This window comes from Mucilaginibacter rubeus, assembly GCF_003286415.2.
Taxonomy (GTDB): domain Bacteria; phylum Bacteroidota; class Bacteroidia; order Sphingobacteriales; family Sphingobacteriaceae; genus Mucilaginibacter; species Mucilaginibacter rubeus_A.
This window is the reverse complement of sequence record NZ_CP043450.1, coordinates 4,544,237-4,562,468: the sequence shown is the minus strand read 5'-3', so window position 1 is coordinate 4,562,468 and position 18,232 is coordinate 4,544,237. Positions and strand designations below refer to the sequence as shown.

Sequence of the window (18,232 nt, the reverse complement as noted above, 5' to 3'; positions counted from 1 at the left end):
AATGAGGGAAGCCGAAGGTGGGAAGATAAAGCGACTTAGTTTATTATTGCTCATAACTATGATGTTTGCAGCTGTGATAGCTGCCTTGAACAGCTGCGGTGATCATGAAAAGACCGACGAGGAACTTTTGGCTGATGCCAGAAAAACGGCTGTTAAATACTGTGGCAGTTGTCATGAAGCTCCTGATGCCTCATTATTGGATAGTGCAACCTGGGATAAATATATTTTGCCCGCTATGGGCACAAAACTTGGAATGCGCCCCTTTATGGATCAATACATAGCCGGGCCAAATGCGGTGCTTTCCCTTGCCGACTGGACAAAGATTGCTGTTTACTACCGTTATGCTTCTCCTAAAAAGCTGAAAATTCCAAAGCCTGATGCTGTAATCGATTCGGCTATATTTTCGGTGAAACGACCTGCGTTGATTGATACGACATCGGGAGAGGCCATGACCACAATGGTTAAATTTAATCCGGTTGATAAGCATTTTTATACAGGCGATGCCGGTAATAAGCTTTATCGCTGGAATGCTGATCTCTCGGCCACGCTTGTCAAAAAGTTTCATTCACCCATTACCGATGCTATTTTTTATCAATCGGCAAGCGAGCCTAATAGCGCCGTAATTACCTGCATAGGCATACTTCCGCCAAACGATCAGCTTAAGGGGACGTTAACACACATTGATCTCAGCAGGAAATCAAAAGATACCACCTTAATGGAAGATAGTCTGCCTCGTCCCGTTAAAAGTGCAGCAGCTGATTTTAATAAAGATGGTCTGATGGATTACGTGAGTTGCGGTTTTGGTCGTGACAGAGGGGGCTTGTTCCTGTTGCAGCAACAGACCAACCATTCTTTTAAAAGGAAGATCATTCGAGCAATTCCTGGCGCTGAAATAGTTTATACGGGCGATTTTAACGGTGACGGCTGGCCTGATATAGCCTGTTTATTTGCCCAGGCCGATGAAGGTATCTGGCTGTTTTTAAATGATAAAAAAGGTGGTTTCATTACCCGTAATATCATGCGTTTCCCTCCGGTATATGGCTCAAGCAGTTTTCAGTTGGTTGATTTTAACCACGATGGTAAATTAGATATTGTATATACCTGCGGCGATAATAATGATTACTCGCCTGTATTTAAACCCTATCATGGGGTTTATATTTTTATCAACCAGGGCGACTGGAAATTTAAACAAACCTATTTTTACCATATCAACGGCTGTTCAAAAGCCATAGCCGCCGATTTTGATCACGATGGCGATCTTGACCTGGCTGTGATCGCATTTTTTCCTGATTACAAGTATCATCCCACCGAAGGTTTTACTTACCATGAGCAGCTGAGTCCTGGTAAATTTAAAGTTCATGAGGTGCCTGTAAATTTGCTGGGCCGCTGGATCTCAATGGAGGCCGGTGATATTGATGGCGATGGAGATACCGATCTTGTGCTGGGCAATTTTTCGGTAGGAGCGCAGGGGCTTATGAACCAGAAAGATTATAAACCCAATTGGGATATGTTTGAGCCCATTATTGTGCTACAGAATAAGACGGTTCATAAGTGATACGCCAGACTTGGCCGTTGTTGGTGTTGTAATTACAGTTGTTCGGAAGAAATAGAAAAGTGCGGGATTGTGTGATTCCCTCCCCTGGGAGGGTGTAGGAAGAGGTTTCTAAACTATACCTATTCGTTAATTAGGCATATAACCCTTCCCTGCCAACACGCATTCCTGCCGCACCCCTCCCAGGGGAGGGAATTATAAAATCTTCCGAACACCGCAGGTGTTGTCACCAACAACTAAATTGTTTTACCAAAACCTGAAATCGTATCATTTGTACCACAAATTGATAAATAAGTACAGCTGTATCTGGTTGTATGTTAAGTAGTTTTACGATACCTATTTATCAATATTCTACATGAACAAAAGTATCCGCTCTGCTTTAAGTTTTATGGCTGTCTGCCTTTTGCCCGCCATTGTTTCGGCACAATCAGGGGTTGTAAAACAAGTTAAATTAAGCAATTTCGATCTGCAATCCTCGGCGTTGGTAAGTGCTTCAGGCACCGAACTTTCCAGTATACAATACCATTCGCCAGTATACTGGTTTCCGGTAAAAGTACCTTCAACCGTATTAACCGGGCTGGTGGCTAATCATATTTATCCCGATCCATACCAGGGACTGAATAACATGCTGATCCCTGACGCTTCCGATCAGTTCAATAAAGAATATAACCTGGAGCAATACAGTCATTTGCCTAATGATCCCAATCCATGGAAAAAGCCTTACTGGTACCGCACCACTTTTAAAGTTCCGGCTGCAGATAAAGGGCGCCGTTTCCAGTTGATATTTAAGGGTATCAACTATAGGGCAGCTGTATGGCTTAACGGTAAACAAATTGCCGACAGCACCCAAATGGCCGGAATGTTTGCCGAACATAATCTTGATGTAAGCAATGCAGTTAAAGCCGGCACAGAAAATGCACTTGCAGTAAAAATCTACCCCCTCGATTATCCGGGCTACCCCGCGAAGGAACAACTAAAAGCGCTCGGTCCGTTTTATGAAAATGGTGGCCCAACAGGCGATATAGGTAAAAACGTAACCATGCTGTGCTCTTCTGGCTGGGACTGGATCCCGCCGGTGCGGGACCGTAATATGGGGATCTGGCAGCCTGTTTTTCTGCGTACCAGCGGCGCAGTAACTATCGGCAGGCCAAAACTGGTTACCGATTTGCCAAATCTGCCCGATACAGGCCTTGCCAGGCTTTCGCTGAATTTAACTTTAACCAACAATACAGCAGCAACGCATGGAGGAAAGTTAACCATCAGCATAAAGCCCGAAAACTTTGTTGGCGTCGCGGTTCAGTTTAGTCAGCCTGTGGTGGTGCCTGGTGGTTCAGAAAAGGGTGTTGAGTTAAACGCCGATAAGATCAGCCAACTGATCATTCGTCAGCCTAAATTATGGTGGCCTAATGGTTATGGAAAAGCAAACCTGTACCGTATTCGCCTGCAATATGTCGAAGGAACTACCATAAGCGACGATACAACATTTGTATTTGGTATCCGCAAGGTTGCTTCAAAAGCCGAAACTACAGCCAATGGCTTTGTACGCCGTAAGTTTTACGTAAACGGCAAGGAAGTCCATCTGGTGGGTGGTGCCTGGGTGCCGGATATGATGGTAAACCGCGATTCGGCCCGTTATGACTATGAAATGCACCTGTGCCGCAATGCCAACGTAAATCTGGTGCGCATTTGGGGCGGTGGCGTTACTGAACCCGACGCTTTCTGGAACGCAGCGGATAAATATGGCCAAATGGTATGGTCGGATTTTTGGATCACGGGCGATACCCAGGGCGAGTTTAAAGGTTCGCCGGATTGGCCGCTGGAAGGTAATGTATTTATTAAAAACGTAGAAAGTACCATCTATCGCATCCGTAATCATCCAAGTTTACTGGTGTGGACCGGTGGTAACGAAGGGCATGCCCGTAAGGAATTATATGACGTGATGCGCAATGATATCATCACTTTAGATGGTACACGGCCGTTCATCCCAAGCTCGTCGGGCTTTGCCAAGCTGCCTGCCGGTTGGAAGGGTTCATGGCCAGATGATATGCCATCCGGCGTTTACAGCGGTGGCCCGTATGAATGGAAAGATCCTAAAGATTATTACAAACTGGCTAATGACGCCAGAGACTGGGTGTTTAAGGACGAAACCGGCTTGCCGTCGCAACCGCCATATACTACCTTACCTAAGATAATCCCTAATTTAGTTTGGGATACTAATTTGCCGTTCCCGCTTAATAATTCGTGGGGATATCATGATGCTGCTACTGGCGCGGGTAAGTATGATAAATACTATGAAGAAATGGCCAAAAGGTATGGCAAGCCGAATAGCATCGTCAATTTCTCCGACAAAATGCAGCTGATGAATGCTACTGGCTACCGGGGCATTTTTGAAGCTGATGGCCATAAGCTTAATGAAACCGGAGGCGTTATGCTCTGGAAGTTAAATGCGGCCCTGCCAAGTGTTATCTGGCAAATTTATGACTGGTACCTGGAGCCCAATGCCGGCTACTATGCCATGCAAAATGCCTGCGAACCTATCCACATTCAATATAACTATGATAATTCATCAATAGCTATCATCAACCGCACACATCATGCAACCGGTAATTTAACTGCTACTGCGGATATTTATGATATCAACAGTAAACTCATCAAATCGGCAAAAATTAGCAATGTTGGATTGGCACAAACCGGTGTTAAAGAAGTAATTCAACTTAAAGATGTGCTTGACGCTACCAAAGGCGTAAGTTTTGTGGTGCTTAACCTGACCGATGCAACTGGTAAAACGATATCGCATAACGCGTACTGGTTATCGGCCACTGACGACTTTACATCACTGAATGATATGAAGCATGCGCAGGTACAGGCCAAGGTGCTCAAGGCCGAAAAAGGTACGAGTGAAAACAAATGGACCATTCAGTTTACCAATAACTCCAATCAACTCGCGTTTTTTGTTCGCCCGCAACTAATGAAAAAAGGCGAGGAAGTGATGCCAAGCTATTGGACAGGTAGCTATTTCACTATTGCACCGCATGAAAGTACTACGGTAGCTGTAAGTGCCCCGGTAGCTAAACTGGGCACTGTAAAGCCCACCATATTGCTTGAAGGCTGGAATTTGGATAAGCAGGTGATTGCACTGCAGTAAACTTATTGATTTCAAAATTACAAGGCCGGATACTCCATCCGGCTTTTGTCGTTTTGTTAAATACCGGTTTTAGGTGTAAGTATTGCGTGTTGAATTGTGGGTAGGATGACTTATGTCAGGTTGTTTTTAAAGTTAAATTTTGTTTAAGAATGACTTACCATACAGGCACTGCTTTAAAAATCTGCTTATCTTGCTCAACACATTTTGCATATGGAAAATACAGATGTAATTATCATAGGAGGGGGAGCAGCAGGTTTGATGGCGGCCCGTACGCTTGCCAAAGCTGGGAAGAATGTTGTGTTGCTCGAAGGACGTAACAGGCTCGGCGGTCGCATTCATACATTGGAGCATGGCACATCGTCGCAACCCGCTGAATTGGGTGCCGAGTTTATTCACGGTAATTTGCCCGTGACCCAAAGTTTGCTTAACGAGGCTGGTATTAAATACACTCCGGCTTCAGCTTCAATGTGGAGGTATGACGATGGAAAGTTTATAGCAGAAGGGCATGTTATTGAGCATTGGGATGAGTTTCTGGAGCGTATTATGCAGCTTAAAAATGATATGAGTATGGAGGCTTTTATGCAGCATGAATTTTCGGGAGAACGGTATGAAGGTCTCCGGGAATCGGTAAGGGCATATGTGTCGGGCTATGATAATGCCGATCCTAAAAAGGCGAGCGCTTTCTCCATCCGTAAAGAGTGGCAAAATGAGCATGAGGACGCGCAATACCGTGTAGAAGGCGGTTATTGTGAGTTGATCAGCTATCTGGCAAATGAATTTAAACAGGCAGGCGGGCATATCTACCTTAATGCTGTAGCAAAAGATATTGACTGGGGGCAGCATCATGTTACCGTAAGTACAGATATCGGCATAACCTACCAGGCCAGGCAATTGTTGGTTGCCGTACCGCTTGGCATCTTGCAGGCCGAAGCGGGGTTGAAAGGCACCCTGAGTTTTGATCCTCCGGTTGATTATTATATAAATGCTCTTAAATCGCTTGGTTTTGGTGCTGTAATCAAAGTATTACTGGAGTTTGACGATGCCTTTTGGTGTAGTGATGAAACGCGGCAAATGGCCGGAGTCAACCTCGAAGACATGGGTTTCCTGTTTTCGAAGGAAGCTATCCCTGTTTGGTGGACACAGATGCCGGTACATCGCCCGTTGCTTACCGGCTGGCTTGGCGGGCCTCCAGCTGCTGCCCGTTTGAATACCAGCGATGAAGATATGCTGATAGAGGCGCTGGGTTCCATCTCCAATATTTTTAAGATAGATATCGCGAAGCTAAAAGAAAAACTCCTCACCTGGAATGTTATAAACTGGACGGTCGACCCTTTCTGCCGCGGGTCATACAGCTACGATACCACAGAAACTGCCGAAGCAAGGAAGGTCATAAGTCACCCGATAGGTGATACCCTATTTTTTGCAGGCGAATACCTATATGAAGGTACCGCCATGGGTACGGTTGAAGCGGCACTTACCAGCGGGCTAAGGGCGGCTGAGATGTTGTTGGGGTATAATTAAGATATTAAGATTTCACGCAAAGGCGCTAAGTTTTTTTACCGTCTTTGCTATATTATTCTATTTTCAATCTTTCGGAATCCTGACGATTATCCCAAAAGGTGAGGAGAAATATTATTTTTTGATCGTCGGTTACTCGATACAGCAAAGAAACATTGGGATGAAGTACGGCTTGCCTTATTGAGGGATCGTTTTTGTGTTGTTGAAATAAAAACGGATTCGTCCTGATTTTTATTAAAATGGAATCTGTTCTCGAAATAAAATCATTGATTTCTTTTATTGTCCACTTGTACTCTAAATACTCTATAACTTCAACAAAGGTTTTCCTGGCTTCGTCCGACCAGAAAATCTCAAATTCATCCATTATAGTTGTACCGGGCTTTTATATCATTCATTACAGCATCGCTTGGTGTTATTCTTCCGTTCTTGACATCCTCAAGCCCTCTCTCTATCGATTGTTGCAATGCGATATCGTTTTTGAACTCGGCAATAGCTTTTTGAAGCTTATCAATTTCTTTAGCCTCCAGATTTGATAAGGAGTTGATAATATCTTCTACCGATAATTTTACTTGTACTGTAAGCATAATCAAATTTAACTAATTTATTCGTCTGTATCAATTTATTCCACCCGCCAGTAATTCCCGCTCACGATGATCATATCCAGCATTTTGATGGTATTATCGTAATAATCATAATCCTTCAATTTAAACGCTACAAGGTAATCCCAAACTTTGTTAAGCCATTGCTGATTGCTTTGATCAACCGTTGCTGATACGGCGAATGGTGCTATAAAACTCAGCGCTTCAAAGTATCGGCCTTTAATGTCATTACCTTCAAGCGTATACCCTGCCGAAATATTATCAGGATTGCCATTGGTAGTCTGCCTTATCCAACGGTTTATCGGGGTTACAAAAGTTTTTGCGCGTTTATCACCGTATAACAAATAATCAGTAGCTATCCGCCACGGAACACGGCACGCATTGTAGTTATAATAGCTATCATACTTTGACTCCATATAGTTAGCCTGGGCAGGCCGGGTTTTTGTATTTATGCCTCTTATAAAGTCGGGTACCAAACCCGCATCCGGACTGTAAGTTTTCTGCATATAACTAAATAAGCGGTAGTTGTTATCAATGGCTTTTTGCCATTTACCAGTTTTTGACGCGCTTTCAAATGCTTTAAAGTTGGCAGGCATAAAATCGGACGCGCGCATGTCATAATAATCGTCGCTATCTCCGTCGCTGCCGTCGCTCAGTAAAACAGAATATGTTTTAGGGTTGATCTCATAGCGCATAATAGCCGCCATTGCATTTTTAGCCTCCTGCAGATAGTTGATATGGCCTTTGCTTCCCCATTGCTTATCAGCTAACAAAAGAGAGTATGCTATATCCATATCACCGTCTGTGGCAGCATCCCTGTCGTGGTTTTTACAGTTTTTTAGCTGGGCCCAGGCCATTAAATAAGGAGATGCTTTGGCCGGATGGGCTTTGTAGTAATTATATAAGCCGTCATAAACGGTTTTTGCCCGCTTATCATACCCGGCCATCAGCGCGGTGATGATCATGCCATAGCCTTGCCCTTCGGATACGCATTCCTTGCCGGGTTTTTCAAACCAAACGTAAAATTGATTCTTGTTGCAGCCAGGTTTTATATAGCGGCTTTTCCACTGATCGTAAAAAACGGTTACTTGTTTATCCAGTTGTTGTTGGCTGACGTGATTAGGTTTAATAGTACCGGCAGTATACCTGCTATGTTGCGGAAACGGCCTTAGTGCAACCTGTGCATTAAGGCCGTTCATGATAAATATTATGAATAGCGTCAGGCTATATCGCACGTAGTTCGGGATAAGAGTCGGCAACGTCGTCAAATTCATTACACAGCATTTCGGTTTTGCAGAAATGGTTTTTGAGGCAGCTCAAAAAGTTCTGAATTGCGGGTGTATCCTTACAGGTGGCGGCGTACCAGGTGCGTTTTGCAATGCTATGGTGCAGCGGCTTTGTAACAATGTGTTTACCGGGTAGGTATGGCTTCACAATCCAGTCGGCCATAACGCTAATTCCGAGGCCTGCATTTACCATCTCAATGGTGGCATCAGTGTAGTGGATCCGGCTCAATGTTTTGGGCTTTACATGCTGCTCCTGGATGAGTGTTTCGATGATTGGAGTCTCCTGGTAAGAGGGGTCATAAAGGGCCAGTATCAGCTCCTGATCCTGGAAGTCGCAGATGTCAATAACGGCCTTTTTTGCCAGTGGATGATCGGCCGGTAAGATGGCTATCAGACGGTCTTCAAAAATGGGTTCGTAAACGATTTGTGTGTTTACCATTTGGGTGCGCACAATGCCCAGGTCAAGGTCGCCGCGCATCAGGTATTCAAGCGGCCGGCGGCTTGCGTCCGAAACTATATTTATGTTAATATCAGGCCATTGGCTTTTAAAATCCTTAATTACACCGGGTAGCCAGTGGTATGCGGTATAGCATTGCATGCTGATATTTAGCTTGCCGGTTTTACCATTTTTATAGTTGTTAATATCTTCTTCAAGAGTACGTATTTCAGCCAAAATTTTTTCCGAACTTCGTAAAAAACGGTAGCCTACTTCGGTTAATTGAAGCCTCTTTCCCTGGCGATGGAACACCTCTATATCCAGTTCCTTCTCCAGCTCTTTTAACTGGTGGCTCAGGGCCGATTGAGTTAGGTGTAAAGCACTCGCTGCTTTAGTCAGCGAACCCTCTTTTGAAATGGTGTCAACTAACCTGAAATGATGTAATGCGATATTCATTATTAGTTTTGCTAATGATTTGCACAAAATTAATTCATTTTTTTCATGAATCATATAGGCATACATTTGCCGTGTATAAAATACACCTCATGTTAAACACAAATTCAAAAAAATTACTCCTGTTTTTTTTGAGTGTTTTATATGTCTTACACGTACAAGCGCAGCAAAAAGTCCTTTCCATTAAGGATGCTGAACAAATGGCCCTTGCTAACTATGCTTCCATCAAGTCGAAGGCAAACCAGCTTAACGCCTCTAAGGCATACCTCAAAGAAACAAAAACGGAGTACCTGCCGGATGTTAATTTCTCCGCGCAGCAGGACTACGGCACAGTGAACGGCCAAAACGGACCATCTTATGGTTATCGTGGCCTGTCGGTATCCTCATCGGGGCCAGCTTTGGCCAAACAGAACTGGAACGCTGCATTTGGCGCTCTGTATTTAACCAACGTTAGCTGGGACTTTTTCGCCTTTGGCAGATCAAAGCAAAGGATTGGCGTACAAAAAACCATCGTATCCCGTGATGAAACAGATCTTGCACAGGAGCAATTTCAGCACCAGGTACGCGTTGCAGCCACGTATTTAAACTTACTGGCGGCACAGCAGCTTGCCAAGGCGCAGCAGGATAACCTTAACCGCGCCATGGACTTACAAAAAGTAGTGGTTGCTCGCGTAAAGAACGGCTTAAACCCAGGCGTAGATTCGTCATTAGCCAATGCCGAAGTGTCTAACGCTAAAATTGCTTTAACCAACGCGCAGCAAACGGTACAGGATCAAAGTAACCAACTTTCTGTTTATCTCGGGATCCCTGCGCAGGAGTTTCAACTGGATAGCGCTTTCATTACTAAACAGCCGAATAACCTTGAGGCTGTAAGTGCTGTTGCCACTACAGATCATCCAACTTTGAAATTTTATCAAAACAGGGTAAACGTGAGTGATCAGCAAGCTAAATACCTCCGCACATTCGCTTTGCCAACTTTTAGTTTGTTTGGTGTTTACCAGGGCAGGGGATCGGGCTTCAAATCTGATTATGGCACTAACCAGGATAGCTACACCAGCAGCTATGGCGCAGGTGTTGATCCAACCCGTTACAACTACCTGTTTGGTATAGGCATGGTTTGGAATTTTACCAGTGTGTTCAGGACCCATTACCAGGTACAATCGCAAAAGTTTACATCAGAGCAATTGAAAAACGATTACGAGCTGGTTGATAAACAACTGGAAGCGCAACGCTCCCTGGCCGAAACACGCATAGGCAACGCCCTTAAAAATGTAAACGAAGTACCGGTTGAAGTTTCGGCCGCCAACAACGCTTACATTCAGAAATATACCCTGTATAAAAATGGACTTTCAAACATAGTTGATTTTACGCAGGCGCTTTATACCCTTAACCGGGCCGAGGTTGACAAATACATAGCCCTTAACAACGTATGGCAGGCGTTGCTGTTCAAATCAGCAGCCACCGGCGATTTTGGGTTATTCATCAATAATTTTTAACAGTTACACACATATACAATGGGAATGATAAAAGGGGCGCTGCAGAAACCAATTACCATATTGGTTTTAGTAGCCGGGCTGTTCTTCTTCGGTATAAATGCGGTACGGACTATCAAGATCGATATATTTCCCGATCTTAACCTGCCGGTTATATATGTATCGCACCCATACGGCGGTTTTACCCCAAACCAAATGGAGGCTTACTTTGGTAAGCAATATGTTAACCTGTTGCTTTTCGTATCGGGCGTAAAAAGTATCGAAACGAAAAATATTCAGGGTTTAACTTTAATTAAAGTTACTTTTTACGAGGGCACTAATATGGCCCAAGCCGCGGCGGAGGTCACGGCGTATACCAACAGGGCCCAGGCCAGCTTCCCGCAGGGGTCGCAGCCTCCCTTCATTTTGCGCTTTGACGCTTCAACATTACCGGTTGGTCAGCTGGTGTTGAGCAGCGCCACCCGAAGCAATAACGAATTACTCGATTATGCTTTGGTTTATGTACGTTCGTCATTTACCTCAATACCGGGCCTTGTTGCTCCGGCGCCTTTTGGTGGTAACCAACGTACAATCCTGATCAAGGCAGACCCTAACCTGTTACGCTCGCACAACTTAACGCCCGACCAGATCGTGGCCGCCCTGCGCGAGAATAACCAGAACACGCCTGCAGGTAACGTTCGTATCGGCGATTATAACTACCTGTCGCCGGCTAACACTACCATTAAAAAGGTTCAGGATTTTGGAGATATCCCGCTATATAAAAACGGCATTCAAACCGTGTTTATGAAAGATGTAGCCACCATTGAAGATGGTGCCGATATCACCAACGGTTACGCGCTTATCAACGGCAAACGGTCGGTTTATCTGCCTATCACCAAATCGGCTACAGCTTCAACATGGGAGGTGGTGCAAAACCTTAAAAAAGCGCTTCCCCGCTTCCAGGCTTTGTTACCAGAGGATGTGAAACTTTCGTTCGTGTTTGACCAGTCGGTTTACGTAATAAACGCGGTAAAAAGTTTGGCCGAAGAAGGCGCTATTGGTGCCGTACTTACAGGTTTGATGGTATTGTTGTTTTTGGGTGATAAACGCGGCGCGCTTATCGTGATCCTGACCATCCCTACCTGCGTTATCTCGGCAATATTTTTCCTGTCGCTGGCTCATCAAACCATCAATATCATGACGCTGAGCGGTCTGTCGCTGGCTATCGGTATTTTGGTGGATGAATCGACGGTAACTATCGAGAATATTCACCAGCATTTTGATATGGGTAAACCTAAAGCATTAGCTATATGGGATGCCTGTAAGGAGATCGCATTCCCTAAATTGCTGATCCTGTTCTGTATCCTGGCGGTGTTTGCACCAGCCTTTACCATGAACGGTATCCCGGGAGCGTTGTTCCTGCCGCTGGCGCTTGCTATCGGTTTCTCCATGATCGTATCTTACTTCCTGGCACAAACCTTTGTTCCTATCATGGCCAACTGGATCATGGTCAACAAACACGAAGATCATAGCCACAAAGATGGTTTCGCTTTAGAAGATGAAGGTGAGCCATGGGAGCAGAAAGAGAAAGCCATGAAGGCTGTGCTTGAGCACAAAGGTCATAAAGCAACTAAGTTTGATAAATTCAGGGATAGCTTTATGCGCCTGATGGACCGCATGCTGCCTAAACGCGCATTGATCGTATCGGTATATGCAGTAGCTGCAATAGCGCTGGCTGTATTACTGCTCAATACTATTGGGCGCGACGTATTACCAAAAGTAAACTCAGGCACTTTCCAGGTGAGGTTACGTGCACCAGACGGTACCCGTTTAGAGCGTACCGAGCTTGTAGCAGTTAAAGCACAGCGTATTTTAGGGGATATTGTAGGTAAGAATAATATTGAAATTACATCAACATTTGTTGGTTCACACCCGTCATCCTTCTCAACCAACCCGATATACCTGTTTATGGCCGGTCCGCAAGAGTCGGTTATGCAGGTAAGTTTGAAAGAAGATTATAAGGTCAATCTTGATGATCTGAAAGAAAAATTCAGGTATCAGATGGCTAAACAATTGCCGGATATTAAATTATCGTTTGAGCCTATTGAGCTGACCGACAAGATCCTGAGCCAGGGTTCGCCAACGCCTATTGAGGTTGCGCTTACCGGTAAAAACAAAAAGCAAAACGTTGAGTACGCTTTTAAGATCATTGAAAAGTTAAAAAGCATCAAATACCTGCGCGATGTGCAGATAGGACAATCATTTAACTATCCTACTATCGATATCAATATCGACAGGCAGCGTGCTGCGCAATTAGGTGTGGGCTTAAATGATATATCACGTTCATTGATCGCGTCAACATCCTCATCAAGGTTTACCGAAAAGAATAACTGGATAGATGAGAAATCGAACTTAAGCTACCTTGTACAGGTACAGGTTCCGGAATATCAAATGGCCAGCCTGAACGATGTGAAAGAGATCCCGGTACTGGCAAACCAGGCCCGCCCGGTACTTGGCGACGTTGCCGATGTTAAAACAGGTACTACCTTTGGTGAAGACGATAACGTAGGTGCTGTACCAACGCTTTCGGTAACTGCCAACATCAACAAAAAGGACCTTGGTACCGCCACCCGCGATGTACAGAAAGCCCTTGATGAATTGGGAGCTCCTCCGCGTGGTCTGACAGTTGAATTGCACGGTTTGAGCCAAACCTTAATAGCTACGCTTGATAGCTTACAGGGCGGTTTAGTTGTGGCTGTATTGGTGATATTCCTGATGCTGGCAGCTAACTTCCAATCGTTTAAAATATCATTTGTGGTACTCTCTACCGTACCTGCGGTATTGTTTGGTTCGTTGTTACTGGTTAAAATAACAGGCGCTACGCTCAACCTGCAATCATACATGGGTATGATTATGTCGGTGGGTGTATCTATATCAAACGCGGTATTGTTGATCACCAACGCCGAGGAGCTTCGCAAGCACAATGGCGACGCGCTGAAAGCAGCACGTGAAGCAGTAGCGTTACGTTTACGCCCAATTTTAATGACCAGTTTGGCGATGGTTGTAGGTATGATCCCTATGGCATCGGGCTTAGGTGAAGGTGGTGATCAAACATCACCATTAGGTCGCGCAGTTATTGGTGGCCTTATCGCTTCAACCTTTGCGGCACTGTTGATATTGCCATTGGTTTTTGCCTGGGTACAAGGTAACGCCAGCACCCAATCTGTTTCATTAGACCCAGAAGATAAAGAAAGTAAATTTTATGTCCCTTTGCACCATCATGAATAAGCTAAAAAATAAATCAATATTACTGCTTGCTGTTTTAGCTATGGCAGTAAGCTCCCTGAGTGCCTGCCACTCAGATGATAACGAAAAAAAGGAGCAGCAGGAAGAGGAACAACAGCAGGCCGCTGTTGAAACCCCAACCGTACAATTAGTACCGGTAACTAAAGGCAGGTTAAGCAGCGTCATCACTATTCCGGGTGAGCTGATCCCTTACCAACAGGTTGACCTGTATGCCAAAACCAACAGCTACGTTAAAAAGCTTTTGGTTGATATCGGTTCGGAAGTTAAACAAGGCCAGCTATTGGCTGTGCTTGAAGCGCCTGAAATTAACTCGCAATTGGCATCGGCCCAATCACGTATTAAGCAATATGAGGCTGTTTACTTTGCCAGTAAAGCTACTTACGACAGGTTGGTAAGCACCAGCAAAACTCCGGGTACGGTTTCTCAAAACGATCTGGAGCAGGCGGAAGCTAAAAAGAATGCCGATCAGGCTAATGTTGATGCCGCTAAATCTGGCTTGAAAGAAGTATCAGCTAATCTGGCTTACCTGGAGATCCGTGCACCATTTGATGGCGTGATCACCAGCCGTAACGTTAACCTGGGCGCCTATGTTGGTCCGGGTGGTAAAACTACTGATCCGTTGTTTACAGTACAGGATCAAAACAGGATGCGTTTAGTGGTATCTGTACCGGAAATTTATACCGGCGCGCTAAGCAACAAAAGCGAAGTTAATTTTACCGTAAGGGCATTACCAAGCGAAAAGTTTACCGCCCAGGTAAAACGTATAGCAGGCGCGCTTGATGAAAAATTACGTGCAGAACGCCTGGAGATGGACGTTTACAACAAAAGCAAAAAACTGATCCCGCATATGTTTGCCGAAGTGAGTGTTCCACTACCTGATGGCGACAGTACTTACGTAGTGCCTAAATCAGCAGTAGCAACTTCAACCGAAAAGGTTTTTGTTATCAAGGTTGTTGACCATAAAGCTGTTTGGGTTGATGTTAAGAAAGGCCTCACCAACGGCGATAGCGTCGAGATCTTCGGTGGCGACCTTAAAGCCGATGATAAATTGGTAAAATCAGCATCAGACGAGATCAGAAACGGATCGACCCTGAAATATTAATGATTTGAAAGTCGATTAGATTCGACCACATGGATAGTGCGAAGGGATAAACAGAAGCCCGAAAGCTGAAGAGCTGTCGGGCTTCTGTTTTTATAAAAACTATGTCATTGCGAGGAGGAACGACGAAGCAATCGCATGCTATACAGAGCGGCCCTGCTTCCGTGCGGTTGCCACGCTTCGCTCGCAATGACATGGTTTTATACTATTTATTTTCTGCCTGCAACTTCTTAATAATCCCTGTCCCCACAGCATCCGTACTTTCGGCTGCATTGGATAGTACAACCACTGCAAGTTTCTTATCAGCATTAAAAGCCAGGAAACTGCTGCTGCCATAAGTGCCGCCATTGTGAAAAATGTAATCTACGCCATCAACCAGAATGATGTGCCAGCCGAGGGCTATTTTCGCGTCCTTGCTGTAAGTGAGTTGATGTGTAAGTTCAAAAGCCTTTGATAGCTTATCTGTGCCATTTGTCATGTTGGCTTTTGCGTATATCAACAAATCATTTATTGTTGAATGCAGGGCTCCGCAGGCGGCAAGAGCGTCAAAATCCCAGGCAACTGTAGCATCGCCATACTGGCTGTATACTTTGGTAAAATGGGGCATTTGTAAAGCGCTTAAATGCTGTACAGTATTTTTCATACCTAAAGGCGCGCAAATTACTTCCTGAACCATTTGATCAAATGTTTTGCCGCTTATCTGCGATAATATCGTCCCTAATAAACCTACGCCTAAGTTGGAATATGCGTATTGCTCTCCCGGTTTGCTGTTGAGTTTACAGGTTTTCAGATAGCTGTATAATAGTGGCTTATTATAACTTTTATAAGGATTTGCCGCACTGGTCGAGTCAAACTGAAGGTTTTCAGGGATGCGGGCCAAACCGGATGTATGGTTACTTAAAGTTTGCAGTGTTACGGCATTTAACGCGGTATTGGTTTTTACCGAATCGGGCAAATATTTGGTAATAGGGTCGGTCAGTTTCACTTTACCTTCGTTAACATAGTATGCCAGGAGAGTGGCTGTAAATGTTTTGGTGATGGAGCCGATCTCAAAGAGCGTATTAGCAGTTGGGAGCTGGTTGTTGCCGCGTGCCGTTTCGCCATAATTGTAAACGCTGATCTGGCCATCTTTAAATATACCTATACTTAGGCCAACCGTATTAGCTTTTTGAATGTAAGGGCGCGCAATTTCATCAACCTGTTTATCTGCAGCGGTAAGCAATTTATTTGATGTTGGCATTTGTACGGTCTTATCGGCAGTGATGTCTTTGTAGGGTTGGAAGAGGAAAAGCTCTATCTTATTACTTGCATCGAGGCTCATGAGCAGCTGTAGCGTCACCGATTGAAATACCAGTTTGTACGTGCTTACTTTGTTATTAACAAAGCTGATCACGCTTGAACCCTTGATTGCATTCAAAGGAAACAATTGCTGTTCACTAAGGCTGCGGAACTGGCCCGCGCTTACTGCATGCCTGAAATTTGCCCCGGTTAAAGTATAAATGGAATCGGCCTGCTTGGTATTGAAAAACTTTTTCACCAGTACAAACACCGAATCGGTTTTAAACTGCTGATGACTTTGTGCGAAAGTTATGCCCGGGATAAAGAAAAGTAAGATAAAACAGAACCTGAGTTTCATAGATAGCTATTAGTGTTATAGGTAGCATCATTTGATTTTTAGCTACAAGTTCTAAGTCTGGAAAAGATTCGACTTAAGACTGCTGACTAAAAACTTTTGACTTATATATCCTGATAATCTTTGGCGAAGTAATTATCGGCCAAAGGGTCGGTTAAGCGCACAAAACGTTTTTCATTATATTTCCATTTCATGCGGAATATGATAACGGCAATACCGGCGCCAATCATATAATTATAACCGATAAAAGCAAACATATCGCCCGGTTCGGAAAGCAGCGTATGAAGATCGGTCTTGCCGCTTAATTTAAACCATATGATACTTGTGATTAATGATAAAGCCAAACCGAAGATAAACCCGCCATCGATGACGCAGTAATTCCACATGCCACGTTTGCGTGAATGCTCCCACTTTTTTACAAAGCTGATGTTTTCGATATCCTCTTCGGTAAGGCCACGGGCTTTGAGTTTTTCTGCCTGGGTTAGTTTGTATTGATAACGGTAATAGCCCTGTATAAACGAGAACGGGAAAAATAAAAGGAAAATAAGATTGCTGTTGTCGTAAAAATACAACGCCGCAATAACGGCAAGATAAACCAGTTCGGTTTTATAAGTATGTTTCAGATATGTTTTAAAATTGAATTTCATACCTGAAACATGCTGCTTATATAGTTGGTGTTTGACCGGCCAGCAGGTAAAGTACTGCCATACGTACGGCAACACCGTTTTCTACCTGATCCAGAATAATGGATTGTTTGCTGTCGGCTACATCGCTTGTAATCTCCACGCCACGGTTGATAGGCCCTGGGTGCATAACGGTGATCTCTTTATCCAACGAATCGAGTATGGTTTTATTGAGGCCGAAAAGCATGGTGTATTCCCTTAGTGAAGGGAAATATTTAATGTCCTGACGTTCCAGCTGAATGCGGAGCATATTGGCCACATCGCACCAGTTAAGGGCTTTAATGAGGTTGTGCTCAACTTTTACACCCAGTGAACCAATGTATTTAGGGATCAATGTAGTTGGTCCGCAAACCATTACCTCCGCGCCAAGTTGTTTAAGGCACAAAATGTTTGAAAGCGCAACGCGTGAATGCAGGATATCACCCACTATCACCACTTTTTTGCCAGCCACATCACCGTATTTCTCACGGATAGAAAAGGCGTCAAGCAGGGCCTGGGTAGGATGCTCGTGTGCACCATCACCTGCGTTTACAATCTGTGCTTTTACGTGTTTAGAAAGGAAGATCCCCGCACCGGCATAAGGGTGGCGCATCACTACCATATCAACTTTCATGGCCAGAATGTTGTTCACCGTATCAATCAGTGTTTCGCCTTTGCTTACAGATGACGATGAGGCCGCGAAGTTGATTACATCGGCCGAAAGCCTTTTTTCGGCCAGCTCAAATGATAAACGGGTACGGGTTGAGTTTTCAAAGAAGATATTGGCAATGGTAACATCCCGTAATGACGGCACTTTCTTGATCGGTCGGTTTAAAACAGATTTAAAGGTATCGGCAGTTTCAAATATCAACTCAATATCTGCCCGGTTCAAATCTTTTATACCCAATAAGTGTCGTGTGCTCAGTCCTGCCATGTTATTTTGATTTCGGATTTCGGATGTTCGATTTCTGAATATTTATTTTTAAGTCCGTCATTGCGAGGTACGAAGCAATCCCCGACTTGCTGAGGCGCTGTACAAAGCCTCCCTGGATAGTTTGGGATTGCTTCGTA

At 44.4% G+C, this 18,232-nt stretch carries 13 protein-coding genes; 6 read left to right on the top strand and 7 right to left on the bottom strand.

What is annotated here, in order from left to right; translation table 11 throughout:
* Position 1: 1 nt before the first annotated feature.
* From DEO27_RS17865 to DEO27_RS17855, 3 genes are all read left to right on the top strand, one after another.
* On the top strand, positions 2–1,555 hold the full coding sequence (locus tag DEO27_RS17865) for an FG-GAP repeat domain-containing protein (RefSeq protein WP_112567428.1): 1,554 nt from the start codon (positions 2–4) through the stop codon (positions 1,553–1,555).
* Positions 1,556–1,907: 352 nt separating this feature from the next.
* Positions 1,908–4,697, top strand: coding sequence for a glycoside hydrolase family 2 protein (locus DEO27_RS17860; RefSeq protein WP_112567430.1), 2,790 nt, complete (start codon positions 1,908–1,910; stop codon positions 4,695–4,697).
* 210 nt (positions 4,698–4,907) lie between these two features.
* Positions 4,908–6,218, top strand: coding sequence for a flavin monoamine oxidase family protein (locus DEO27_RS17855; RefSeq protein WP_112567433.1), 1,311 nt, complete (start codon positions 4,908–4,910; stop codon positions 6,216–6,218).
* Positions 6,219–6,270: 52 nt separating this feature from the next.
* Here the strand turns inward: DEO27_RS17855 and DEO27_RS17850 are convergent, their stop codons facing one another.
* From DEO27_RS17850 to DEO27_RS17835, 4 genes are read right to left on the bottom strand one after another with little or no spacing between them, the layout of a single operon-like run.
* Positions 6,271–6,579, bottom strand: a complete 309-nt coding sequence (locus tag DEO27_RS17850) for a type II toxin-antitoxin system RelE/ParE family toxin (RefSeq protein ID WP_112567436.1) — start codon at positions 6,577–6,579, stop codon at positions 6,271–6,273.
* A complete protein-coding gene (locus DEO27_RS17845; protein ID WP_112567439.1) occupies positions 6,572–6,799 on the bottom strand; it encodes a hypothetical protein in 228 nt (75 codons plus the stop codon). Before DEO27_RS17845 ends, DEO27_RS17850 begins: the two co-directional genes overlap by 8 nt.
* 35 nt (positions 6,800–6,834) lie before the next feature.
* On the bottom strand, positions 6,835–8,013 hold the full coding sequence (locus DEO27_RS17840) for a glycosyl hydrolase family 8 (protein WP_190295120.1): 1,179 nt from the start codon (positions 8,011–8,013) through the stop codon (positions 6,835–6,837).
* Positions 8,014–8,038: 25 nt separating this feature from the next.
* Positions 8,039–8,992 (bottom strand): LysR family transcriptional regulator, encoded by a 954-nt coding sequence (locus tag DEO27_RS17835; protein ID WP_161964356.1) that lies wholly within the window; start codon positions 8,990–8,992, stop codon positions 8,039–8,041.
* Positions 8,993–9,081: 89 nt separating this feature from the next.
* Here DEO27_RS17835 and DEO27_RS17830 point away from each other — a divergent pair, with 89 nt between their 5' ends.
* Genes DEO27_RS17830 through DEO27_RS17820 form a run of 3 tightly spaced genes read left to right on the top strand, consistent with a single transcriptional unit; the run spans position 9,082 to position 14,869 of the window.
* Positions 9,082–10,485 carry a TolC family protein gene (locus DEO27_RS17830; protein WP_112567448.1) on the top strand — a complete coding sequence of 468 codons (1,404 nt, stop codon included), beginning with the start codon at positions 9,082–9,084 and terminating at the stop codon, positions 10,483–10,485.
* An 18-nt stretch (positions 10,486–10,503) separates the two neighbouring features.
* Positions 10,504–13,749: an efflux RND transporter permease subunit gene (locus tag DEO27_RS17825; RefSeq protein WP_112567451.1), complete on the top strand. Its 3,246-nt coding sequence runs from the start codon at positions 10,504–10,506 to the stop codon at positions 13,747–13,749.
* Positions 13,742–14,869 (top strand): efflux RND transporter periplasmic adaptor subunit, encoded by a 1,128-nt coding sequence (locus DEO27_RS17820; protein ID WP_223817984.1) that lies wholly within the window; start codon positions 13,742–13,744, stop codon positions 14,867–14,869. The genes DEO27_RS17825 and DEO27_RS17820 overlap by 8 nt, the downstream gene beginning before the upstream one ends.
* Positions 14,870–15,071: 202 nt before the next feature.
* Here the strand turns inward: DEO27_RS17820 and DEO27_RS17815 are convergent, their stop codons facing one another.
* From DEO27_RS17815 to DEO27_RS17805, 3 genes are all read right to left on the bottom strand, one after another.
* Positions 15,072–16,502, bottom strand: coding sequence for a serine hydrolase domain-containing protein (locus DEO27_RS17815; protein WP_112567457.1), 1,431 nt, complete (start codon positions 16,500–16,502; stop codon positions 15,072–15,074).
* 101 nt (positions 16,503–16,603) lie between these two features.
* Positions 16,604–17,146: a hypothetical protein gene (locus DEO27_RS17810; RefSeq protein ID WP_112567460.1), complete on the bottom strand. Its 543-nt coding sequence runs from the start codon at positions 17,144–17,146 to the stop codon at positions 16,604–16,606.
* A gap of 16 nt (positions 17,147–17,162) precedes the next feature.
* Complete coding sequence (locus DEO27_RS17805) at positions 17,163–18,095, bottom strand: aspartate carbamoyltransferase catalytic subunit (protein WP_091163068.1); 933 nt, start codon at positions 18,093–18,095, stop codon at positions 17,163–17,165.
* Positions 18,096–18,232: the final 137 nt, after the last annotated feature.